Origin of the sequence: Streptosporangium sp. NPDC050855, from assembly GCF_044456585.1 — a bacterium.
In the GTDB taxonomy this organism is placed as follows: Bacteria; Actinomycetota; Actinomycetes; order Streptosporangiales; family Streptosporangiaceae; genus Streptosporangium; species Streptosporangium longisporum.
Genome location: NZ_JBITFY010000043.1, coordinates 1 through 22,736, shown reverse-complemented (window position 1 = coordinate 22,736; position 22,736 = coordinate 1). Strand labels below are relative to the sequence as shown.

The 22,736-nt window shown below is 71.6% G+C and carries 17 protein-coding genes and 2 pseudogenes; 12 read left to right on the top strand and 7 right to left on the bottom strand.

Features of this window, described 5'->3' with window-relative positions:
- From carB to ACIBCT_RS39955, 8 genes and pseudogenes are all read left to right on the top strand, one after another.
- Nucleotides 1-846: pseudogene (carB, locus tag ACIBCT_RS39990) on the top strand (carbamoyl phosphate synthase large subunit); the annotation flags it as partial.
- A gap of 75 nt (nt 847-921) precedes the next feature.
- Nucleotides 922-1,686 (top strand): SDR family oxidoreductase, encoded by a 765-nt coding sequence (locus ACIBCT_RS39985; RefSeq protein WP_399197266.1) that lies wholly within the window; start codon nt 922-924, stop codon nt 1,684-1,686.
- A gap of 942 nt (nt 1,687-2,628) precedes the next feature.
- Entirely contained in the window at nt 2,629-3,648 is a 1,020-nt protein-coding gene (locus ACIBCT_RS39980; RefSeq protein WP_399197265.1) for an SGNH/GDSL hydrolase family protein, read from the top strand.
- 289 nt (nt 3,649-3,937) lie between these two features.
- Nucleotides 3,938-6,151, top strand: a complete 2,214-nt coding sequence (locus ACIBCT_RS39975) for an iron-containing redox enzyme family protein (RefSeq protein ID WP_399197264.1) — start codon at nt 3,938-3,940, stop codon at nt 6,149-6,151.
- A 47-nt stretch (nt 6,152-6,198) separates the two neighbouring features.
- Complete coding sequence (locus ACIBCT_RS39970) at nt 6,199-8,034, top strand: carbamoyltransferase (protein WP_399197263.1); 1,836 nt, start codon at nt 6,199-6,201, stop codon at nt 8,032-8,034.
- 165 nt (nt 8,035-8,199) lie between these two features.
- The gene (locus tag ACIBCT_RS39965) at nt 8,200-8,340 is read left to right on the top strand and encodes a hypothetical protein (RefSeq protein ID WP_399197262.1); all 141 of its coding nucleotides are present in this window, start codon (nt 8,200-8,202) and stop codon (nt 8,338-8,340) included.
- Complete coding sequence (locus ACIBCT_RS39960) at nt 8,337-9,551, top strand: acetyl-CoA carboxylase biotin carboxylase subunit family protein (RefSeq protein WP_399197261.1); 1,215 nt, start codon at nt 8,337-8,339, stop codon at nt 9,549-9,551. Before ACIBCT_RS39965 ends, ACIBCT_RS39960 begins: the two co-directional genes overlap by 4 nt.
- A gap of 32 nt (nt 9,552-9,583) precedes the next feature.
- Entirely contained in the window at nt 9,584-10,645 is a 1,062-nt protein-coding gene (locus ACIBCT_RS39955) for a LuxR C-terminal-related transcriptional regulator (RefSeq protein WP_399197260.1), read from the top strand.
- Nucleotides 10,646-10,716: 71 nt separating this feature from the next.
- On the opposite strand, the gene ACIBCT_RS39950 is transcribed toward ACIBCT_RS39955, so the two are convergent.
- The 5 genes from ACIBCT_RS39950 to ACIBCT_RS39930 form a co-directional block, all read right to left on the bottom strand.
- Complete coding sequence (locus ACIBCT_RS39950; protein ID WP_344898395.1) at nt 10,717-11,088, bottom strand: hypothetical protein; 372 nt, start codon at nt 11,086-11,088, stop codon at nt 10,717-10,719.
- Between the two features lie 53 nt (nt 11,089-11,141).
- Entirely contained in the window at nt 11,142-12,524 is a 1,383-nt protein-coding gene (locus tag ACIBCT_RS39945; protein ID WP_399197259.1) for an amidase family protein, read from the bottom strand.
- Nucleotides 12,521-13,564, bottom strand: coding sequence for an RNA polymerase subunit sigma-70 (locus ACIBCT_RS39940; protein WP_399197258.1), 1,044 nt, complete (start codon nt 13,562-13,564; stop codon nt 12,521-12,523). The genes ACIBCT_RS39945 and ACIBCT_RS39940 overlap by 4 nt, the downstream gene beginning before the upstream one ends.
- A 157-nt stretch (nt 13,565-13,721) precedes the next feature.
- A complete protein-coding gene (locus tag ACIBCT_RS39935; RefSeq protein ID WP_399197257.1) occupies nt 13,722-14,615 on the bottom strand; it encodes an alpha/beta fold hydrolase in 894 nt (297 codons plus the stop codon).
- A gap of 260 nt (nt 14,616-14,875) precedes the next feature.
- Nucleotides 14,876-16,471, bottom strand: a complete 1,596-nt coding sequence (locus tag ACIBCT_RS39930) for an RICIN domain-containing protein (RefSeq protein WP_399197267.1) — start codon at nt 16,469-16,471, stop codon at nt 14,876-14,878.
- Nucleotides 16,472-16,826: 355 nt separating this feature from the next.
- Between ACIBCT_RS39930 and ACIBCT_RS39925 the strand changes: the two genes are divergently transcribed.
- Nucleotides 16,827-17,573, top strand: coding sequence for a DUF72 domain-containing protein (locus ACIBCT_RS39925; RefSeq protein ID WP_399197256.1), 747 nt, complete (start codon nt 16,827-16,829; stop codon nt 17,571-17,573).
- Between the two features lie 48 nt (nt 17,574-17,621).
- Here the strand turns inward: ACIBCT_RS39925 and ACIBCT_RS39920 are convergent, their stop codons facing one another.
- Complete coding sequence (locus ACIBCT_RS39920) at nt 17,622-18,455, bottom strand: PHP domain-containing protein (RefSeq protein WP_399197255.1); 834 nt, start codon at nt 18,453-18,455, stop codon at nt 17,622-17,624.
- A gap of 537 nt (nt 18,456-18,992) precedes the next feature.
- On the opposite strand from ACIBCT_RS39920, the gene ACIBCT_RS39915 reads away from it, so the two are divergent.
- From ACIBCT_RS39915 to ACIBCT_RS39905, 3 genes are all read left to right on the top strand, one after another.
- The gene (locus ACIBCT_RS39915; RefSeq protein ID WP_399197253.1) at nt 18,993-20,672 is read left to right on the top strand and encodes a S28 family serine protease; all 1,680 of its coding nucleotides are present in this window, start codon (nt 18,993-18,995) and stop codon (nt 20,670-20,672) included.
- Between the two features lie 292 nt (nt 20,673-20,964).
- Nucleotides 20,965-21,831: a metalloregulator ArsR/SmtB family transcription factor gene (locus tag ACIBCT_RS39910; RefSeq protein ID WP_399197252.1), complete on the top strand. Its 867-nt coding sequence runs from the start codon at nt 20,965-20,967 to the stop codon at nt 21,829-21,831.
- Entirely contained in the window at nt 21,828-22,427 is a 600-nt protein-coding gene (locus tag ACIBCT_RS39905; RefSeq protein WP_399197250.1) for a dihydrofolate reductase family protein, read from the top strand. The genes ACIBCT_RS39910 and ACIBCT_RS39905 overlap by 4 nt, the downstream gene beginning before the upstream one ends.
- A gap of 19 nt (nt 22,428-22,446) precedes the next feature.
- On the opposite strand, the pseudogene ACIBCT_RS39900 reads toward ACIBCT_RS39905, so the two are convergent.
- Nucleotides 22,447-22,602, bottom strand: a pseudogene (locus tag ACIBCT_RS39900) (IS5/IS1182 family transposase); the annotation flags it as partial.
- Between the last annotated feature and the right edge of the window lie 134 nt (nt 22,603-22,736).

Sequence of the window (22,736 nt, the reverse complement as noted above, 5' to 3'; positions counted from 1 at the left end):
CTGGAGGCCAACCCGCGCGCCAGCCGCACCGTGCCGTTCGTCTCCAAAGCCACCGCCGTCCCCTTGGCCAAGGCCGCCGCCCGCGTCATGCTGGGCGCCACCATCACCCAGCTGCGCACCGAAGGACTACTACCCGCCACCGGCGACGGCGGCACCCTCCCTTTGGATGCGCCCATCGCGGTCAAGGAAGCCGTACTGCCCTTCAACCGCTTCCGAGGCGTGGACATCGTGCTGGGGCCGGAGATGCGCTCCACCGGCGAGGTGATGGGCATCGACGCCTTCTTCGGCACCGCTTACGCCAAGTCCCAGGCCGCCGCCTACGGATCCCTGCCGACCAAGGGGCGGGCGTTCGTGTCGGTGGCCAACCGCGACAAACGCGCCATGATCTTCCCCGTCAAGGCCCTGGCCGACCTGGGCTTTGAGATCCTGGCCACCGAAGGCACCGCCGAGGTACTGCGCCGCAACGGCGTCCATGCCAAGATCGTGCGCAAGCACAGCGAAGGCACCGGCCCCCAAGGCGAGGCGACCATCGTGGGACAGATCCTCGACGGCGAGATCGACCTCATCGTCAACACCCCCTTCGGCAGCCCCGGACAGGCAGGACCCCGCCTGGACGGCTACGAGATCCGCACCGCCGCGGTCCTGCGCGCCATTCCCTGCATCACCACCGTCCAGGGCCTGGCCGCAGCCGTCCAAGGCATCCAGGCGATGGCATGGAGTGACCACGATGTGAGGTCGCTCCAGGAACACGCGCGGAGGCAGAGGGCCGATCTCCGCCCCCGGGCGATCCAGGGGGAACCGGCACGGGCGGGCGTCCGTCCAGCAGATGAAACGGCGGTTCCGTGATTCTCGGGGCTTGATACGTTGTTGCTTCTGCCCAGTGTTCGTTTCTCGTGAATCGCCGGCCGATGGGAGCATTTGATGACCGGAACCGTGGTTGTGACCGGTGCGAGCAGTGGAATCGGCGCGGCGACGGCCAGACGGCTTGCGAAGGACGGATACGACGTGGTGCTGGCGGCTCGCCGCCTGGACCGGCTGCGGGAGCTCGCCGACGAGATCGGCGGGCGCGCGCTTCACCTCGACGTCACCGACCCCGAGTCCGTCGCCGCTCTCGCCGCGGCGCTGGACAGGTGTGACGTGCTGGTCAACAACGCCGGTGGGGCGATCGGCTCGGAGTCCGTCGGCACGGGCGACCCCGCCGACTGGGCCCGTAGTTTCGAGATCAACGTGCTCGGCACGCTCCACGTCACCCAGGCGCTGCTGCCCCTGCTGCGTGCCGCGGGCACCGCCACGATCGTCACCCTGACCTCGACCGCGGCCTACGTGAACTACGAGGGCGGCGGCGCCTACAGCGCGGCCAAGCACGCCGAGCACGCGCTGGTGCAGACGCTGCGGCTGGAGCTGGCGGGTGAGCCGATCCGGGTGGTGGAGGTCGCGCCGGGCATGGTGCACACCGAGGAGTTCGCCCTCAACCGCTTCCGTGGCGACGCCGGCAAGGCCGCTGCGATCTACTCCGGCGTGGACCGGCCGCTCGTCGCCGAGGACGTCGCCGAGTGCATCGCGTGGACGATCGGCCTGCCGCCCCACGTCAACATCGACCAGCTGGTCGTGCGGCCGCTCGCGCAGGCGGCCCAGCACAAGGTGCACCGCGGCCCGCTCTTCCCCTCCTCCGAGAACGATTCCTGAGCCCTCCTCATGAAGGAGGACACGGCGGATGAATCGGCAGAACAAAATGGTGTGACCGCCCGGAAGCTCTTCGTGAGAATTCCACGTCGACTCGTATTTATTTCCGTCGGGTGACGGATCGGCACACGCCGCCGCCGGTTCGACGCCCTCCGCACGGTGTCATTTCACTGTTTACGGCCCGCCGTCACCGGCGGGCCGTTTTTCATGGGTCCCGTAAGCCGCGGGATGCGGACGAAAAAGAAGGGGGCGATGGTGCGCGCGCCCATTCGTGTCCGATTCAACGCACCTTTTCATTGATATCGGTCTTTTATTGTGTTTTTGGCGGTCTTGATTGTTCACCGACCGCGAGCGCCCGGTTCCAGCGCCGGTCACGACATCCGAACACCGCTCTGTCCTGGTGCGATGACCACACCACGGCGGCACCCTCTCCCTATGGTGATCACACCGGAGCCGGGGCCGTGGCCAGGCCGGACGCACCGGAGAATCGGTCAGCGGATCACGCGGTCGGCCCGGACACGCCTCCCCGTCGGCATGGAAAACGACCTCGAATACACGGGGTCACCCATCGTGATATTCGAGTACATCCTCCGTTAACAAATGCGGACCGCTAAAACGGATAACCGCTGTTATCACATGGATATATGTCAATCAAGAGCTTGATAGCGCACGGGCGCCTTGCTACCTTTGTCGTGGTTGAGCCAATTCCCCCTGCCCTTGCGCAGGACACGGGAAAAATCGGGGTGACAGGTCGGCTGCGACGAGGACGCCGCTCAAGACAAACCTCCCTCAGTGGATATCAGCGTTCGATGACGCACCAGCTTTGACTTTTGCCATGCCCGAATACGCCAGGGCACCGGCACGAAGACCTTTTCGTCATCGCGGCCTCGGGCCGCCCGCCATCGGCGCGGGCGGCCGACGGCCACGACCAAGGAGGAATCACCTGTGAAGTCGCAGCGCGCTGCCCTCACGCCTCAAATGCTGCGGTACGACGACTTCGACCACCGCTCGGAGACCCGGTGGCTTCCCTACCTGATGTACTTCCACCGGGTCGGCTACCGCTCCGAGGTGATCAACACCGACGCGCTCGGCTTCCGGATCTCCCACGGCGCCGGTGCCCGCGCCTCCGCCGGCGGTGACCTGCCGCGCGGCCCGGTGCGGTTGTTCGCAGGCAGTTCCACCGCGTTCGGCATCGGTTCCACGACCGACGCCGCCACGATCCCGTCCCGGCTGTGGACCGAGTACGCGCCGTCGGTGCCCTGGCTGAACTTCGCCGGACGGAGCTACAACTCGACGCAGGAGCTGTCGCTCTTCCTGCTCTACCGTCACCTGCTCCCGGAGATCGAGGAGATCGTCGTCTTCTCCGGGCTCAACAACCTGGCGCTCGCCCGGCTGCCCGAGTGGCAGCGGGGGGACCACGGCGGCTTCTTCAGCTGCGGCGAGTACTTCGAGCAGATGGAGGAGCTGCGCGCCCGGCATCGCAAGGCGCCCGTGGTCTTCGGCCGGCGTGCCGAGCGCAGGGCCGCCCCGCCCGAGGAGGCGCCGGTGCCGCCGCTGGCGGACCGCATCTCCTACGCGGCGGACCTCACCGTCCGCCACCTCGAAGGCTGGCGCCTGCTGGCCGGGCAGACCGGGGCGCGGCTCTCCTTCGTGATGCAGCCGCTCGCCACCTGGGTCAGGGAGGAGCACGCCCCGCAGGAGAGGCTGCTGTTCGGCGAGCTGGACGAGAAGTCCAACTTCTGGTCGCTCTACGGCGACATCGCCACCAAGGAGGCCGGCCGCGCCTACGCCGAGGCGCTCCGCGACGCCTGCGAGAAGAAGAAGATCGACTTCTTCGACATCAACCCGGTGCTCTCCGAGGCCGTGCGGGAGCAGGACTGGCTCTTCGTGGACCGGGCCCACTTCACCGACGAGGGGCACGACATCGTCTCCCGGATCCTGGCCGACTCCCTCGGCCTGACCTGACCCGACCAGGCCCGACCTGACCCGGCCCAAGCCGACCAGGCCCGACCATGCCTCCCCCACGGCCCGAGGGCCCGCAGGTCCCGAAGGCCCGTCCCGAACCGAACCGAACCCCCGAAAGGAACGTGTGCCGTCATGTCGTTCGTGCGAAGGGTGCTGTCCAGGCTTTTCGGCCGCAGGCCCAAGAAAAAGAAGAAGGACGACGCGTCCATCTACCCCATGTTCTGACGAGCCCGTGCGATCCCCGGCTCGCCGGGGACGGGTCCCTGAGACACGAAGGAAGGGCAGGAAGGTGCGACGTCGTACGTCACACACATCTCCCCCGGAGGCGCAACCCCGGGGCGGGACGGAATCCACCTCCAGGACGCTGTACGCGAAGGCCGGCGATCCGGAGGGCTCGTTCCCGGCGGGCGGGTTCGTCCAGGAGATCCGCGCCGAACTGCGGCGGCTCGCCGGCCCGCACGACGGCACGCCACGGCTGGACGATCTCGTGGAGCAGGCCGCGACCTGGGCCGGGCAGGACAGGGAGCGCTACCGGTCCCTGATGGAGCGCGCCTCCTCCGGCCCGCCCGGCGCCGGCGACGTCCTGGTCCGCCGGGCGGCGCTCGGCTGCGCCCCGCTCGGCCTGGCGTCCGGGGCGTGGCTGCAGTGGCTGAGCTCCCCGGGGAACGCCGACGACGCCGTGGTGCTCGACATCCTCACCCTGTACGCCTCCGACGTGGGCGTCGGTCATCCCCGCGCCTCCCGGGGCAGCGCCTATCTCGTCCTGCTGCGTCACCTGCTGCTGTCGGAGAACGCCGTCCCGCGGACCCGGCTCGCGCTGGAGCGGCGGATCGCCGACGGGGCCTTCTACCTGCCGGCCCTGCTGCTGGGCATGAGCCGCCGCCCGGACGACTTCCGGCCGGAGATCCTCGGCGCCGACCTGTGCCTGCGCTCCGCCGGGCTGCCGCCCGCGCTCACCCTGGTCAGGCAGGCGCATCCGGCGGCCACGGACTGGACCGCGATCGATCCGGGCACCGTCCGGCAGGCCGGATGGCGCTCCGGGGCCGAGCAGAGCCGCGTCGCGGTGGAGGCGCTTCTCGACGCGGCGCCCGGCGGAAGGGGGGCCGTGTCCCGCCCCGCCGGGGGTGACGCGGAGCGGGTGGCGCTGGGTTTCGGCTGGGCCCTGGCCGCGCTGCGACGCTGGAGCGACGACCTGCACGCCGAGCTCGACGCCTCCCTCGACCCCGCGTACGAGATGGCCGAGCTGCTGAGGATCAGGTCCCGCGAGGGCTCGGTCTACCACCACGACTTCACGCTGCAGGGCCGGTCGCTGTCGGAGTGGCTGAAGCAGAGCCGGACCGACCCCGGGCCGCTGCTGGAGGCGCTGGCCGGGAGCCGCCTGGTGAAACCCGGGCGCTCGTCGGCCAGCTCGCTGGTCAACGGCCTGGTCGGTGAGCGCGGGCCGATGTTCCGGGTCTTCGGCCCCGAGGACCTGTCGGTGATCCGCCGCTGGATCGACGCGCTCCCCGCCGGTGGGGACGGGCCGGCGGCCGTGCCGCCCCCGGCCGTTCCCGGCCCGGACCCGCTGGTGCTGCCGTCGCTGCAGGCCGCCCCGCCGGAGCAAGGACGTACCCCGTCGGGACTGCGGGAGGCCTACCACCTGCTGCAGCGCAGGACCGACACCCCGGCCCTGCGCCGCTTCGCGCTGACGTACGTGCACCGCTGGCTCGCCCGGTCCCGGCACGGGATCGACAACGGCGAGCTGCAGCTCCCGGAGCGGTGGAGCCCGGAGGGGCTGCGGCCCTGGCTGGCCGAGCAGCACGACCGGCACGGGCGCGAGTTCGAGGAGAACGCCGACGTACCGGTGCCGTCGCGCGAGGAGCTGATCGACTCCACCCTCCAGCTGGCGCCGCTGACCCTGATCGACGGGAGCTGGCTGCAGGGGTTCACCGACTACGAGCACGCCTCCTCCGAGATCGGCCACTCCCTCTTCGAGACCTACTGGGACGAGCTGGGGAACGGCGAGGTGAAACTGAACCATCCGCTGATCTACCGCCAGGTCCTCGCGGAGATGGGCATCGAGCTGCCGCCCACCGGGACGCCCGAGTTCGCGCGCTGGCCGGGCCTGCGGGAGAGCTCGTTCGAGCTGCCGGTGTACTGGCTCAGCATCGGCCGGTTCCCGCAGACGTTCATGCCCGAGGTGCTGGGGCTGAACCTGGCCATGGAGCTGTCCGGGGTCGGCGGCACCTACCGGCGCGCCCGCATCGCCCTCAGGAAGCACGGGTTCAGCACCCGGTTCGTCGACATCCACAACACCATCGACAACGTCGCCAGCGGTCACTCCGCGTGGGCCGCGGACGCGGTCGACACCTACATGGCGGCGCTGCCCTCCTCCCGGGGAACCGGCGCCCAGGCGCGGGCCTGGGGACGGGTCCGGGCCGGCTACCGGTCACTCAACCCGCCGAGGGGGTTCTGGGCCCGCCAGGCCGCACGCCGGGCACGAGCGCCCCGCGACTCCCGTTGAGCCCCCCTCCGCAGCACCCCTCCGCAGCCCCCTGAAGGAGCACGCCCGTGTCAGACCTGGTCCTGGGCATCTCGGCCTACTATCACGACAGCGCGGCCGCGCTGGTCGCCGACGGGGTCCCCGTCGCGGCGGCGCAGGAGGAACGCTTCACCCGCCGCCGCCACGACTCCGCCTTCCCGTCCCGGGCGGTGGAGTACTGCCTGCGCGAGGCGGGGGCGGACCTGGGCGACGTGTCCGCGGTCGCCTACTACGAAGACCCGAAGCTGAAGTTCCGGCGGGTGGTGTCGACCTTCCTGGGGGCGGCTCCGCGGGGCTTCGCCTCGTTCAGCGCCACCCTTCCCGAGTGGCTCTCCTGGAAGCTGGACGTCGCCACGACCCTGCGGCGCAGGCTCGCCGAGCTGGACGCCGGAAGGGTGCCGCGGATCGTGATCCGCCGCCACCATGAGTCCCACGCCGCGTCCGCCTTCCTGCCCAGCCCGTACGAGAGCGCCGCGGTGCTCTGCATCGACGGGGTCGGCGAGTGGGCGACGACCACGCTCTGGCACGGGCGGGGGAACCGGCTGCGGCAGCTCGCGGAGCTGCGCTTCCCCCACTCGCTGGGGCTGCTGTACTCGGCGTTCACCTACTTCTGCGGTTTCAAGGTGGACTCGGGCGAGTACAAGCTGATGGGCCTGGCCCCCTACGGCCGGCCCCGCTACGCCCACCTGATCAGGGAGAGGCTGATCGACCTGAAGCCGGACGGCTCGTTCCGGCTGGACATGCGCTACTTCGAGTACCTGCGCGGGCAGGTGATGACCGGCCGCGGGTTCGAGCGGCTCTTCGACGGGCCGCGCCGGCTGCCCGAAGGCCCCCTCACCGAGCGCGAGTTCGACCTGGCCGCCTCGGTGCAGCAGGTCACCGAGGAGGTCGTGCTCGCCCTGGCCCGTACGGCCCGGCGGGTGACCGGCGAGTCCCGGCTCTGCCTGGCCGGAGGGGTGGCGCTGAACTGCGTGGCCAACGGCAAGGTGATCCAGGAGGAGGTCTTCGACGAGGTGTGGATCCAGCCCGCCGCCGGTGACGCCGGAGGCGCCCTGGGCGCCGCCCTCGTCGTCGCCTCCGAGCGGGGCGCGGCCCGCGCGCACCTGGGCACCGGGCGGGACGGGATGTCGGGGTCGCTCCTCGGGCCCGCCTACGACGACGAGGAGATCGGCGCCTACCTGGACGCCGAGGGCATCCCCTACACGCGGCTGGAGCCGGACGAGCTGGCCCGCCGGGTCGCCGCCGAGCTGGCCAGGGGCAGGATCGCCGGATGGTTCCAGGGACGGATGGAGTTCGGGCCCCGCGCGCTGGGAGCCCGTTCCATCCTCGGGGACCCGCGGGACACCGGGATGCAGTCGGAGATGAACCTCAAGATCAAGTTCAGGGAGTCGTTCCGGCCGTTCGCGCCGTCGGTGCTCGCCTCCGACGCCAAGGACTACTTCGACCTCAAGCAGGACAGCCCGTACATGCTCGTGGTGGCGGGGGTCTCGGCGGCGCAGCGGATCGAGGCCGCCGACACCGGCGGCGTGACCGGGCTGGACCTGCTCCGCGTGCAGCGGTCCACCATCCCCGCGGTCACCCACGTCGACTCGTCCGCGCGGGTGCAGACCGTCACCGAGCACAACAACCCCGCCTACCACCGGCTGCTGGCCGCCTTCAAGGAGGAGACCGGCTGCCCGGTGCTGGTGAACACCTCGTTCAACGTCCGCGGCGAGCCGATCGTGAACTCCCCGCGCGAGGCGTACGCCTGCTTCATGCGCACCAACATCGACCTGCTGGCCATGGGCGGCTTCCTGCTGGACAAGACGGCCCAGCCGAAGTGGCGCGAGGAGAACGACTGGCGCGAGGCCATCCCGCTGGACTGACCCGGGCACCCGCCCCTCCCGCCCGCGGCCACGTGCCGGTGACCCTCGCGGCCGCCGTGCCCTCGGGTGCGCGTACCCGCGTGCCCTCGGGTGCGCGTGCCCGGTGTGCCCGCGTGCCCGTACGTGCCCGCCTCCCCGTACGTCCGAGAAAGGAACGCATCCCCGATGCGCAAGGTGGCACTTCTCTCCGCCTACTACCTGGTGATCACCCCGGCCGGCCTGCTGGCCCGGGTGACGCGCGACCCCCTGCGCCGCCGCTGGAACCGGCGCGCTCGCACCTACTGGATCTCCGCGGAACGGCCATGACGGACCACATCCTGGTGATCCACCGCTGGCGCGACCGGCACGCGCTGTACGAGCACTACATCGACCACCACGCCCACCGGGTCAGCTACGTGACCACCGAGCTGGGCAGGGCGTCCGTACCGGAGACCGCCGCGGAGATCGTGACGGTCCCGGCCACCGACGACCTGGGGGCGGTGCGCGCGGCCGCCGAGACGCTGACCGCGCGCTTCGGCCCCCCGGCCCGGGTGCTCGCGCTCAACGAGGGCGACCTCGACACGGCCGCCCGGCTCCGCGCCCACCTCGGGTACCCGGGGCAGCGGCCGGACCGGCTGGCCCGGTTCCGCGACAAGCTGACGATGGTCCGGACGGTCTCGGCGGCCGGTCTCGCGGTCCCCGCCTTCGCCGACGCGCCCGGCCCGGAGGCCGTGCTGGACTTCGCGGACGCGCACGGCTGGCCCGTGGTGGTCAAGCCCCGGCGCGGCACCGCCAGCAGGGGCGTGCTGCGGCTCGACTCCGCCGGGGAGGTGTCCGCGCTCGGTGACCTGCCGCCGGAACCGCGGCTGGTGCAGCGTTTCTGTCCCGACCCGGTCTACCACGTCGACGGCCTGTGGACCGGTACGGAGCTGGGCCCCTGGCGGGCGTCGCGGTACCTGAACACCTGCGTGGACTTCACCGTCGGCGAGGTGCTCGGCTCCGTGGAGGTCGACGACCCGGACCTGCTGGGCCCGCTGGGCGACTTCACCGCCGCCGTGGCCGGTGCCCTGAGCGACCGGCCGTGGGTGTTCCACCTGGAGGTGTTCGTGGGGTCCGGGGGCGACGGCCTGCCGCGCATCACCTTCCTGGAGGCGGGGTACCGGGTCGGCGGCGCCGAGATCCCCTTCCTGTGGCGGGAGGTCCACGGCATCGACCTGATGGCCGCCGCCGCCGACGTCCAGCTCGGCCGTACCCCCTCGCTACGGGTGCCGGCCACCTGGGAGACCGGTGGCTGGCTGCTGGTGCCGACCCCCGTACCGGCTCCCTGCCGGGTGGTCTCGGCCGAGCTGCGGATCGACCCGCAGGAGGGCCCGTACGCGCGGGTCGTGCCGCCGGTGGGACGCCTGGTGCCCCGGGTGGGCGGTTACGAGCACGTCGGGGCGCGGTTCCGGTTCCGCGGGGCGTGCACCGACGACGTGGAGAAGGCCATCGTGAAGACCGCGTCCCAGTTCCGGCTGGTCTGCAGCCCCGTGCCGTGACGTTCGAGTGCCGTGGAGGTGAACGACCCAACATGCGTACGGACATTCCGGCGGCTCCGCCGGAACTCATGGACACCGCCGTCGCCGTGTACAGGTACGCGATCATGTGCGGTCACATCAACGCCGGGACGGTGGCGTCCGAGCTGGGCATGGGCCCGGCGGAGGCGGCCGAGGCCTGCGAGAACCTGCTGGACCTCAAGCTGCTGATGGAGAAGGACACGGAGGGGACGCTGATCCCGGTCCATCCCGACCTGGCGCTCACCGTGCTGAACGAACCGCTGGCCGACGAGATCAGGCGGCGGGAACAGGCGATCGACGTCAACACCCGCCGGATCCAGCGCATCTCCGAGGACCTGGCGCGGGCCGCCGCCCGTCCCCAGGGCACCGAGGGCGTGTACCTGGTGTCCGATCCCGCCGAGGTCCAGCGGGAGATCGACGCGGCGAGCCTGCGGTGCACCCGGGAGGTGGTCGTCATGCGGCCCGGCGGCTGGAAGCGCGAGGGCCGCCGGGCCGACGCCGTCTCCACCGAGGCGTCGATGTTCAAGCGCGGCATCACCCGGCGGATGCTGTTCCAGCACACCACCCGCGCCAGCCTGGGCATGCGCTCCTACGTCGCCCGGACCGTCGAGCACGGGGGGCTGGTCCGCACCACCTCCGAAAGCCTGGAGCGCATGTTCATCTTCGACCGGCAGATCGCCTTCATCCCCGCGGACCCGCAGGGCGACGCCCCCTCGGGCGCGGCGATGATCACTCATCCGGTGGTGGTGGACTTCCTCTACCGGGGCTTCGAACGGGTCTGGGCGGGCGCCATGCCGTTCGAGGGCAGGGACGTGAGCTACGACGAGGTCTCCGCGGACATCAAGCTCTCGCTGCTGCGGATGATGGCGTCCGGCCTCAAGGACGAGGTGATCGCCAACCGGCTCGGCATGGCGGCCAGGACCTGCCGTCGGCACATGTCGGCCATCATGGACGAGCTGGGCGCCACCAGCCGCTTCCAGGCCGGCATCAAGATCGCCCAGATGGGCGTGCTGTCGCCCGAGTACGCCCTGGACGCGGCGCGGGACGGCCGGGACGACGCCCACCCGTCCTGGTGAGGTGGGACCGGGAGGGGGCCGAGGCGGGGCGCGGGGTGGGGGCGCGCACCCGGTCGGCAGCGGGGAACCGGTCAGCGGTAGCGGAAGCCGTCCAGGAACCGGCGGAAGACCCCGCCCACCCGGGGAAGCGGTTCGGCCGGGGGTGGCGCGGTCGCGCGCTGCCGGGCGATGGGCTGGTCGTAGTCGGTCCGCGCGATGGCGTCGACGATCTGTTCCTCGTCGTAGTCCTCGGACCCCTCGATCACCGGCACGAAGCCGACCAGCATCCCGTTCCGCATCACCTGGGCCTCGAGACCGGCCGTGCCGTCGGTGTCCCAGTCGGCCTCCCGGCCGCCCGGCAGCAGCACCCGGACCCCCATGTGATGACCGCCCCTGGCCAGCTGGGCGTTGATGCCACGGTCGCGCAACGCGTCGACGACCCTCCGGGCCCGGTTCTCTTCCACCTCTCCCAAGGTAGCCGGGCCGGGCCGTTTCCGAGCGGGCGCGGGAGCCGTCCTCAGATCGGAGGACGTCCCGGGCCGCCGGTCACGTCCGCGAGGAGCTCGGCGAAGGTGATCGCGGTGTCGTCCTCGTGGAGCGGGCCGATGACCTGGACCCCGACCGGGAGCCCGCCCGGGGTGCGCCCGATCGGCGCGGCCACCGCGGGCAGCCCCGGCAGGGAGGCGTGGGAGATCCAGAACGGCAGGTCCCCGTACGGCCGCTCCCCCTCGGGCGTCACGATCACCCTTTGTTCGAAGGGACGCGGGTCGTGCGGGAAGGCGGGCGTGAAGGTGACCGGGCACAGGAACACGTCGACGTCGCCGAAGTGGGCGTTCCAGGCGGCGCGGGCGGCCGTCCGCCGGTTCTGCTGCTCGACGATCGCCGGGAACGGCGCGAACTCCCCGCCGGGCCCCTGGGAGGCGAGGAAGAGCCCGACGTGGAAGCCGAACGACTCGGCCTCCCGGACCGGGTCCACCCCGTCCGGCCAGCCCTCCACGAGGGTCGCCCCGGTACGGGCGAGGGCGTCCACGAGATCCGAGAGCGGTCCCGCGACCTCGGCGGAGACCGGTGCCCGCGGGTGGTCGAGGACGAAACCGACGCGGAAGCCGGCCGTCCGGGTGTGGCGGGAGGGCGGCAACGTCCAGGAGCAGGCCCTGGCGGCCTGCCCGTCGGGGCCCGCGGTGACGCCCAGCGCCGTCCTGAGGTCACCGGCCGACCTGGCGAGCGGCCCCGCCGAGGTCATGTACGCCGCCTCGTCGGGACCCGGCGGGACGCCCGGCGGCGAGAACCCGCCCAGCGGGACGATCCCGGTGCTCGGCCTGAGCCCGTACACCCCGCAGAAGGCGGCCGGGATGCGGATGGACCCCACCAGGTCGGTCCCGTACTCCAGGAACGTCAGGCCCGCGGCGAGCGCGGCGGCCGACCCGCCACCGGAGCCGCCCGGGGTGCGCGCGGTGTCCCACGGGTTGTTCGTCACGCCGTACAGCTCGTTGGCCGTCTGCGCGAAGTCGCCCAGCATGAACGCCACGTTGGTCTTGCCCGCGATGATCGCGCCGGCCCCGCGCAGCCGCCTGACGACGGTGGCGTCCGAGGCGGCCGTGAAGCCCGCGGAGGCGGGATCGCCCCAGGTGGTGTGCGATCCCGCGACGTCGAAGGCGTCCTTGATCGTCATCGGGACGCCGTGCAGCGGCCCGGTCTCCCGGCCGCGCGCCAGCGCCCGGTCCGCCGCGGCCGCGTCCCGGAGCGCCTCCTCACGCCGGAGCTCCACGACCGCGTTCAGCGCGGGGCCGACCGCGTCGATCCGGGCGAACAGCGCCTCGGTCAGCTCGGCCGAGGAGATCTCCCGGCGCCGGATCATGCCCGCGGCCTCGGACGCCGGCAGGAACAGGACCTCGTTCACGACGTCTCCCCGGTGAGCCGGGCGGACGTCTTCCCGATCGGGGTGGCGGGCGTCTCCCCGGTCGGTGGAGCGGGCGTGTCCCCGGGCAACGTGGCGGGCAGGCCGAAGGCGGGGAACAGGCCGGCGCCGAAGGTGGTGAACTCGGCGATCGCGTCACCCCGGACCCGCAGCACGTCCAGCTTGGCCGCCCGGTACACGGTGTCGCCGGGCCGACGCAGGTAGCAGGCGGCGGCCGGATGCCGGTTGGCCATGGTGGGCAGCAGCCTCCACTCGCCCGCGCGCCCCGGGCCGAAGGCGCGCTCGAACAACGGCGCCAGCGCCTCGGGGCCCTCGTGGCACAGCGGGTGGGGCGGCATCGTGACGCGCAGGTCGTCGTGGACGAGCGCGGCAAGCGCCTCGGTGTCGCACCGGGCGTGCGCGTCGACGTAGCGGGTCAGCAGCGTCCGCTCCCACGGGCTCGGCTCACCGGCCGGCCGGTCCGGAGAGTGCCCGCGCAGCGTGCCCCGCGCCCGCTGCAGAGCGCTGTTGACCGCGGTCACGCTGGTCCCGAGCGTCTGCGCGGTCTCCCGCGCCGACCAGCCCAGCACCTCCCGCAGGACGAGCACCGCCCGCTGCTGGGCCGGGAGCAGCTGGATGACCGCCAGGAACGTCAGCTCGATCGTCTGCCTCGCGACCACGACGGCGTCCGGCTCGGACTCGGCGGGCGCGATCTCGTCGAGCAGCCGGTCGGGGTACGGCTGCAGCCACGGCACGTCCGCGAACGAGCGCAGCAGCCCGGCCCGTCGCGCGTCACGGCGGATCGCGTCCAGGCAGGCGTTGGTCGCGATCCGGTACAGCCAGGCGCGCAGATCGGGGCCGCCGTCGAAGCCGTCGCGGTGGTGCCAGGCGCGCAGGAGCGTCTCCTGCACCAGGTCCTCGGCGTCGGTGAACGAGCCCAGCATCCGGTAGCAGTGCACGTGCAGCTCGCGGCGGTACCGCCCGGCCCGCTCGGCGAACGCCGACCCCTCCTGCGTCATGTCCAGATCCTGAAGAAGTGTCATGCATGTGAAACGTCACCGGCCGGGCCGGCTCATCGGCCGGGCGACGACTTTCTCATGTCCGGGTGAAGGACACCCGGATGAAAGGCCACCGTACGACGGCCCACCCGCGCTCCTCCGTACCGGGGTCCGCGGCGTGGCGGTCACGTCCCGCGCGGATCTACCGCGTCACGCCCGCGTTCCGCAGGAGGGCGCGCAGGATCGGCTCGGCGTGGGTCCACAGCACCGCGCCGCCGATGTCCGGCACGAGATGCCGGACGGCGCCCGGGATCCGGGCGGTGAGCGTGGCCCCCCGGTCGGGCGAGTGGCCGGTGTCCTGCTCGCCGTACCAGACGTCGACCGGAACGGTGATCCTCCCGAGGTCGAACGGCCATCGTCCCATGGCCAGGACGGTGTCGCGGGCGTAACCGGCCGGTCCCTGGCCGAATCCCTCGTCCAGGGCACGCCGGTAGGCGGCCTCGAAGGCGGGGGTGGTGTACACCGCCAGGTCGCAGGGCGGGCTTCCCGCGGTGACCATGTCCCACATCGCGGCCGGGCCGAGACCGGCGAAGATCCTCTCCGCGCCGTCCGGGTCGCGGACGGTCGTGGCGACGAGCTCGCGCAGCTGCGCGGGCAGTTCCCCGGCCCGCTCGGGCGCGGCGATCTCGTCCGCGCCGGACACGACGGCCAGCGCCGGGACGATCCCCTCCACCGCGCACGCGAGCGCGAACGGCGCGCCCTGGGAGTTGCCGACCATCACGGGGGATCCCAGCCCGCGCAGTCCGGCGAGGTGCCGGATGTCGTCGGCGAATCCGGAGAACGTCCGGCCGGGAGCGGGTGTGGAGGCGCCGAGGCCCGGCCGGTCCACCGAGATCAGGCGAACGCCGAGCGCGTCGACGGCGTCCGCGCCGAACCCGAGCCACCGGCTCGTGGCCGCTCCCGGGCAGAGCAGCACCGGGACGCCGTCCGGCGGCCCCCACTCCGCCCAGCCCAGCGTCCGCCCGTCGGGAAGCCGGCTCTCTCCGAGCCGATGAGGATCATCGATGCGCACGTTCACGTCCTCCATGATGGCCATGTGCCCGCCGTGCCCGCACGTGATTTTCGGCCTGCCCCGAACTCTGTCGGCAGAACACCCTCTACCGGACCGTGGCCCGGGAACCCCCGCCCCCTCCCGGAGGAGATCCGGCGGGACCGCGATCCGGGACGGCACCCCCCGTACCGTCCCCGGGACGACCTCGGCCCCGTCCAGACTCGTCGGGGGGAGGAGACGAGTCCGGACGGGGCCGGGGCGAGGGTGGTGTCCGGGCACCGCACGCCCGGACAGGGGTGGGAAGGCTACTGCGGGATCGTGTCCGCGCCGCCGACACCGGCACCGGCGGCAGGCGGGGTGGCCGAGGCCGAACCGGCCGAGTAGGCGTACGAGGGACGCGTGACGCTGCCGTCGGCGCGCAGCCAGTCGCTCATGGTGCTGCCGCTGCTCTGCGCCCGACGGATCGTGGCGATGTCGTAGAAGTTACTGCTCGTCCAGGTCAGCTTGGCGTCGCCGAAGTCCTGCGTGATGGTCTTCGCGCTCTTCACGTGGTTGCTCTCGGCGTAGATCCTGCCGCCCACGCCCAGGCCGATGAAGTAGTCGTCGACCTCCACGTAGTTGGCGAACAGGTGGGCGTACCCGAACCGGACCCGCGGGTGACGGGTGTTCGACCCGTCGAACCAGTTGTGGTGGTAGGTGGCGTTCAGGTAACCGCTGTCCTGTGCGCCGTTGCCGTCGCTGTGCCCGAGAAGCATGGACTTGTCGGTGCCGACGTAGCGGTTGTAGGAGACCGTCGCCAGGTCCGAGCCGCGCTTGATGTCCACCGACCCGTCACCGGCCGGGTGGAAGGTGTTGTGGTCGATCCACACGTGGTGGGAGTAGCACTGCACGTTGATCGAGTCGTCCGGGGAGTTCCGGAAGGTCAGGTTACGGATGATCACGTTCTGGACGTGGGTGAACCTGTCCCTCTCCGCGGGGTCGCACAGGTCACCGCCCCAGGCGACCTCGTCCGGGCCCCACCCGTTGACGTCGAGACCGAACCCGCTGATCGTCGCGTTCGACCCGACGCCGATGACGGTCTTGTTCGATCCGACGTCCAGCATGTCGGCGCCGCCACCGGTGATCGTGCCCGAGACGCGGACGATCCGGGGGGTGTCGTCGGCGACGGCCGCCGCCAGCTGCGCGTAGGTGGAGACGGTCACCGTCTGCCCGCCGGCACCGCCGTTGGTACCGCTGCGGCCGTACTTGGTGAGGGTCGCGAAACCGACCAGGCCGCTCGCGTTACCGGGGGGAGCGGTCACCGTCGGCGTCGGGGAGGGCGTCACCGTCGGGGTGACCGTGGGGGTCGGGGTGACCGTCGGGGTGGGGGTCGGGTCGGGGTTGCCGCCGCCCGCCGGGACCAGGCGCCACTGCTTGGTGGCGGCCGAGTCGCAGGAGTTCTGCTGGATCAGCGCGCCGGAGGCGGTGGAGTTGTCCTTGGTGTTGAGGCACTTGCCGCCGTTGGCGTTGGCCACCCGGTAGGCCGGCCCCGAGGCGGTCAGGTTCCAGGTCTGCGAGGTCGCGCCCGAGCATCCCTCCTGCTGCACGGCCTTGCCCGCGGAGGTGCTCGCGCCCTGGACACCGGCGCACTTCCCGCTGTGCGCGGCCTTGAGCAGGAACCCGGCCCCGGCCGCCGTCAGGTTCCAGGTCTGGTCGGTGCCGCCGTCGCACCCCTCCTGCGCCAGCTGCACGCCGTCGGAGCCGGCCGCTCCGGGAACGCCCAGGCACAGGCCGCTGCCCGCGTTGACAAGGGTGTACGCCCCGGCGGCCGGGGCCGCGGCGGCCGCGCCGGCGACCGCCCATCCGGAGGCGGTGACCGCGACCACCGCGGTCACCACGGCGGCCCTGGCGCCGAATCTCATTCTCACAACCGAACTCCTCGCTGGTCCGGCAGGTCTGCGGGACCTGCGTCCGGGATCTCCCCCGGTGGGTGCGCGTCGCTCACGAACGCTCTCGACGACGGTTAGACACACCGTAGGAAAGCGCTTTCCCAATGTCAATGGACAGCGAGGATTTATGACACTTCATGAGTAACCGGGCAGGGAGGGCCGGTGAACCGGTCACGGAGGAGGAGTGCCGCACGCCCGGCGGCATGCCACCGGGCACACCGGGAAGGAGAAGGCTCGTACGGGGAGCGGATCGTGGCCCGCGCGGGACCGCGGGCCGGGAAGACGGGGAACCGGAAGCCGAGCAGCGGGAGGCGGGGGCCGAACTCCGATGATGCTGGTGGGAACGTCCGGCTGGCAGTACGCCGACTGGCGCGGGGAGTTCTACCCGTCCGGCGTGCCCCAGCGGCTCTGGCTGGAGCGGTACGCCGAGACCTTCGGCACCGTCGAGAACAACAACAGCTTCTACCGCCTCCCGGCGCGCGAGACCTTCGAGAACTGGAGGGAACGCACCCCGCGGACGTTCGTCATGGCGGTCAAGGCGAGCCGCTTCCTCACCCACATCAAACGGCTGAAGGACCCGCAGGAGCCGGTCGAGCGCCTGATGGCGGCGGCCGGTGGCCTCGGGGACGGGCTGGGGCCGATCCTGCTGCAGCTCCCGCCGACGCTGCGCGCCGACGCCGGGCTGCTCGACGCGTGCCTGGGCTGCTTCCCCGCGCACGTGCGGATCGCGGTCGAGCCGCGGCACGAGTCCTGGTGGAGCGACCCGGTCCGTGAGACGCTCGCGGCGCACGGCGCGGCCCTGTGCTGGGCGGACCGGCTCGGCCGCCCGCAGACGCCGCTGTGGCGGACCGCCGACTGGGGCTACCTGCGGTTCCACGAGGGCCGCGCCAACCCCTGGCCCTCGTACGGTGACGACGCGCTCCGCTCCTGGCTGCGCCGCCTGGGCGAGACGTGGGACGACCGGTGCGACGTGTACGTGTACTTCAACAACGACCCCGGTGGCGCGGCCGTGCGCAACGCCGTCCGGTTCGCCGGGTTCGCGGCCGCCGAGGGGTGGCCGACCACGTCGGCATGACGCGTGAGGAGCGGGCCGGACCGGTCCTGCAAGCAGCCGGAAGGGCCGTCAGGCCCGTCTCCAGAAGTCGTCCGGGTGCGCTCCCGGCCGGAACCCGCAGGCCTCGACCATCGCGCTCGCCTCGGCGAGACCCCGGGCCAGCAGCGCGGGCTCGTGCGCGTCGCTGGCGAAGGCGACGGTCTGGCCGCCCTCCCGGTGCCACCACCGCACGATCTGCGGGTGCAGGGGCACCTGGGTGTTCACCTCCAGTGCCCTGCCCGAGCCCGCGAGGACCCGAAGGACGGCGCGGTACTCCTCCTCGAACGCGGCCGGGTCGTAGGGCTCGGCCCCGGCCGGCCAGTACCGGATCGGATAGTCGATGTGCGCGAGCACCTCGAAGTCGTCGTACCCCTCGACCAGCCGCACGGCCTCGGCCAGGTAGTCGCGCACGACCGTGGCGGGTGGCCGGTCCCGGTAGAGACCGGAGACCTCGTCGAACCCTGCGCCGGCCGTTATGGAGTGCACCGAGCCGAGGACCCGGTCGAACCTCCCCGCCCGCAGCACCCGGTCGAACCGGTGGCCGTGCCGGTGCGGCTCGCTCAGCTCGACACCCGACAGGATGCGCAGGTCCGGGAAGCGGTCGCGGCAGCGCTGCAGGCACTCCAGGTAGCCGTCGAGGTCGAGCTCGGGAGGCGTGAGCACCCCGTCGGTGACCAGTACCCGCCAGGCGTCCGGGATCTCGGTGTCCTCGCGCAGGGTCCAGGGGGTGAAGTCGGCGTGCTCGGTGAACGCCAGGGAGGACAGCCCGATCTCGACCGCCCGCTCGCAGGTGCCCTCCATGGAACCGGCGAGCGCGTCCCAGGACCACTGGCTGTGCACGTGACCGTCCTGCGGAAGCGGCATGCGTCTCTCCCGATCCCCAGCTGCGACGTCCTTCCCGGAACACCGGGGCGGCGCACGGACGTCTTTCACCGCGACGAGCGTCCCTCTCCGGACGCTACAGGACGGATCCGCGCGCGTCTGCGGGCTCGCCGCAGGACCGGCGGGTTCTTACCGTCGCCCTTCGCACGGGCACGCGCGCCCGCGGTCCCGCTCCCTGCCGGGAAGCACCGGGAACGACCTTTCACGCCCCTTCCGGCCGGGAGCACCGGAGACGACCTGTCAACGGAAGCACCGGGAACGACCCCCTCACGGCCTCGCTACCGCCCGGAAGGCCCGCAGGAACGGCCCTCCACATGTCACGGCCTCGCTCCCGCCCGGAAGGCCCATGGGAACGGCCCTCCACATGATCCGATCCTCTTGAACACCCTCCGAAATCCAGCGAATGTAGGCGGGACAATCTCATAGCGCCTGTTTCCCGACGGTCGCGCGGAGAGGACACCCCTCCCCCGCCGGCCACGTGGTCCCCGGCCTCCTCCCCCACCCCCAGGAGACACGACCGTGCGAACCCGGGCACTTCCCGCCCTCGTCCTCTCGCTGCTCACCGCCGGTTCCCTCGCGCCGCCCACCCCGGCGGCCGCGCTGTCCCTCACGTCCCCGGCCACCGTGTCGGCCGTGTCGGCCGTGTCGGCCGCGTCGGCCTCCCCCGTGGTGGACGACGACCTGGCGGCCAGGCTCCGGGCCGTCCCCGGCCTGACCGTGGTCTCCGAGACCCAGGCGAGCGGCCACCGGTTCTTCGTCCTCACCTTCACCCAGCCGGTGGACCACCTGCGTCCCGGCCGGGGGACGTACCAGCAGCGGCTCACCCTGCTGCACCGCGCCGAGGACGCGCCGACGGTGCTCTACACCGGCGGGTACGGCCTGGCCGTGAACCCGACGGCCTCCCGGACCGAGCCGACCCGGCTGCTCGAGGGCAACCAGGTCTCGGTCGAGCACCGCTTCTTCCGCTCGTCCCGGCCGGAGCCCGCGGACTGGCGCAAGCTCGACATCTGGCAGGAAGCCACCGACGAGCACCGCATCGTCCAGGCGCTCAGGACGATCTACTCCGGTAAGTGGATCCAGACCGGCGCGAGCAAGGGCGGCATGACCTCGGTCTACCACCGGCGCTTCTACCCGGACGACGTGGACGGCGTGGTGGCCTACGTCGCGCCGAACGATCGGATCAACCCCCTCGACGGGGCGTACGACAGGTTCTTCGCGACCGTCGGCGACGCGGCCTGCCGCAGCGCGCTGGAGAACGTGCAGAAGGAGGCGCTCAAGCGCCGCGACCGGCTGGTGCCCCGCCTGGAGGCGGAGGCCGCGCAGAACGACCAGACCTTCACCCGGACGCTGGGCACGGCCGACCGCTCGTTCGAGATGACGGTGCTCGACACGGTGTGGGCGTTCTGGCAGTACCTCGGCGTCGACGACTGCCCGGACGTGCCACCGGCCACGGCCACCGACGAGGAGATCTACGACTGGATCGACTCCGTCGCCGGTTTCTCGTTCTACACCGACCAGGGCCTGGAGTACTACCTCCCGTACTACCGCCAGGCGGCCGAGCAACTCGGCTGGCCCGAGCTGAGGTTCGACCACCTGCGCGGCCTGACCCGCTACCGCGGCCTGTACCAGCCCAACTCGGTGCTCCCCGCCGAGCTGCGCACAGCGCACAACCCCCTGCCGATGCTGGACGTGGACCACTGGGTCCGCGGGCGTTCCAGCAGGATGATGTTCGTCTACGGCGAGAACGACCCGTGGGGCGCGGAACGGTTCACCCCCAGCCGGAACGACTCCCACCTGTACGTCGCGCCGGGCGCCAACCACAGGGCGAACATCGCCGCGCTGCCCGAGGCCGACCGCGAGGCCGCGACGGCGACCCTGCGGCGCTGGGCCGAGGTCACCACTTCCCCGCCGGCCGCGCGCACCGCGCCTCTCCCCGACGACGACATGCTCCCGCGCCTCTCCCCGACGACGACATGCTCCCGCGCCGCCGTCCGCGCTGACCCCTACCGCGTTTCGGGTGGCCGGAGGGCTGATCCTCCGGCCACTCGCCGATCACCGGTGTGCCGGCCAGGCACAGATCGAGCCCTGAACGCCGAACGCCTGCCCTGCCCCAACAGGCCCGACCGGGTGCTGCTCCTGGCGGGCGGCACCGGTCCCGACGGCGCCGGCCGCGACCTCGCCGACTTCCCGGCACCCTGACCGACCTGATCGGCGCGAGTGAAGGCGAGCCGCAGTCATTGGTCGATGGCGGTGCCCACGGTGCCCACGGTGCCGGCCTCGTCGCCGACTCCCTTGCCGGATCCATCGACAAGTTTCAGTCTCGGCGAGGGGAGCGCTGTCGCGCAAGCCTGCTGATCGTCGCGGCCCGAGACCGTCGTTCTGTGACGATTGGAGACCTTTCAGCCAGACCCGGCCCAGCCGAGCCGACGCCGTCCAGCCGATCCATACATATTCCTTGACGCGAATATTCTCTATGGTGAATACTTTCCCCATGGACGCCCTCCTCACCGCACTGGCCGACCCGGCCCGCTGGCGGCTCGTGACCCTGCTGGCCGAGCGGCCCCGGCCGGTCGGCGTCCTTGCCCGGCTCGCCGAGGCGCGCCAGCCGCAGACGACCAAGCACCTGCAAGCCCTTGAGCGTGCCGGCGTCGTCACCTCCCAGCGCACCGGCCAGCGCCGCATCTACGCGCTCCAACCCGGTCCTCTGCGGGAGTTGGCGGCTGCGCTCAACCGGCTCGCCGACACCGCGGACCATGCCGATGGCCCGCGCGAGACCTACGACCGCTACGGGCTCAGCCTCCACGCGGAGCGGCTCGCCGCGAAAAAACCGGGGTGGGCCGACGGCCGCTCGTTCAGGTTCCTCCGGTCGCTGACGGGGCGCCCCGAACTGGTCTGGCGCCACCTGACCGAGGCCTCCCTGCTCGCCCGATGGTGGACGCCGGACGACCTGCGCGTCTCCGAGCTCGTCTTCGAAGCGCGACCGGGTGGGCGGATCGTCCATGAGTACCGCGATGCCGAGGACGTCGACGGCTCCGACCTGCCCGCCGGGCGCGCACAGGGAGTCGTCGACGACGTACGCCCCGGTGAGCGCCTCGTCTACCGGCTCTCCCCGCTGCTTCCCGACGGCGCTCTCGCCTTCACCGCCCACCTCGACCTCGGCCTCCAACCCACCGACACCGGCACAGACCTCGACGTCCACTTCCAGATCACCGACAGCACAGTCGACTCCGCGGACTTCGTCGCAGGCATCGAGATCGGCTTCGGCCAGAGCCTCGACAAACTCGCGGCGACCCTCGCCTCGGATTCCGACAGCACCGACAGCACCCGGCACGACACCGATACAAGGAGCACTGAATGACCGACTCAACCGACCGCAGGGTGACAGCGAACCTGAGCCTCACCCTCGACGGGCGTTACAACGGTCCCGGCGGGCCCAGCGACTTCGGGCCGTTCGCCCCGTATGTGACCACCGAAGTCGCGCGAGACCACATGACCCGCATCTGGGAAGGCGCGACGACGGCGCTGCTCGGCCGACTCAATGCGGAGGGATTCATGAGGTACTGGCCGTCGGTCGCCGAAGACGACAACGCCGATCCGCGTGATCGCGGCTACGCGAAGTGGCTGGTCGACACGGAAAAGGTGGTCTTCTCGACCACCTTGACCGAAGCGCCGTGGGAACGCACCCGCGTGGTGAACGCCCCCGCCGCGGACGTCGTCACCGAACTCAAGGCCACCGGTGAGGGCGACATCCTCGTCAACAGCAGCGCAAGCGTCATCAAGGCGCTCCTCTCGGCAGGCCTGCTCGATCGGCTGTACCTCATGATCTTCCCTGAGATCGCCGGGGGTGGGCAGCGACTGTTCGACGACGGCCTGCCGGCTTCGAAGTGGACGCTCACACACCAGGAGACCGGCGAGCTGGGCGAGATCGCCATGGTCTACGACCGACTGCGCTGAGCCGGCCGATCAGCGCGCGCCCGGTGGTGGCCACGTACACGATCGCGGCCAGGATCATCCGATCGTCCACGCGCCGTCGACCGCCGCCTTGCGGCCGGGTGGGCGCCGGCGAGACGATCCGCTGAAACAGCTCCCGCAACTCATCAGGGACCAGTCGCTGAAGGAACGCATCCACGCACGATTCAACGACCGTCCCCAAATGAGTCACGCTCTAAGTGAGTGTTTGATCTAAGGAGACGGTGAATCGCCCGATCCATCCGATAGCCCGCACGCCTGGCTTGTGCGCTTTGGATGGATTCCGAAACGGAA

Bases quoted from the DNA above. Each gene is read 5' to 3' on its own strand.
- ACIBCT_RS39985 (WP_399197266.1), top strand. From the start codon at position 922: ATGACCGGAACCGTGGTTGTGACCGGTGCGAGCAGTGGAATCGGCGCG.
- ACIBCT_RS39965 (WP_399197262.1), top strand. From the start codon at position 8,200: ATGCGCAAGGTGGCACTTCTCTCCGCCTACTACCTGGTGATCACCCCG.
- ACIBCT_RS39960 (WP_399197261.1), top strand. From the start codon at position 8,337: ATGACGGACCACATCCTGGTGATCCACCGCTGGCGCGACCGGCACGCG.
- ACIBCT_RS39955 (WP_399197260.1), top strand. From the start codon at position 9,584: ATGCGTACGGACATTCCGGCGGCTCCGCCGGAACTCATGGACACCGCC.
- ACIBCT_RS39940 (WP_399197258.1), bottom strand. From the start codon at position 13,564: ATGACACTTCTTCAGGATCTGGACATGACGCAGGAGGGGTCGGCGTTC.
- ACIBCT_RS39935 (WP_399197257.1), bottom strand. From the start codon at position 14,615: ATGGCCATCATGGAGGACGTGAACGTGCGCATCGATGATCCTCATCGG.
- ACIBCT_RS39930 (WP_399197267.1), bottom strand. From the start codon at position 16,471: ATGAGATTCGGCGCCAGGGCCGCCGTGGTGACCGCGGTGGTCGCGGTC.
- ACIBCT_RS39925 (WP_399197256.1), top strand. From the start codon at position 16,827: ATGATGCTGGTGGGAACGTCCGGCTGGCAGTACGCCGACTGGCGCGGG.
- ACIBCT_RS39920 (WP_399197255.1), bottom strand. From the start codon at position 18,455: ATGCCGCTTCCGCAGGACGGTCACGTGCACAGCCAGTGGTCCTGGGAC.
- ACIBCT_RS39910 (WP_399197252.1), top strand. From the start codon at position 20,965: ATGGACGCCCTCCTCACCGCACTGGCCGACCCGGCCCGCTGGCGGCTC.
- ACIBCT_RS39905 (WP_399197250.1), top strand. From the start codon at position 21,828: ATGACCGACTCAACCGACCGCAGGGTGACAGCGAACCTGAGCCTCACC.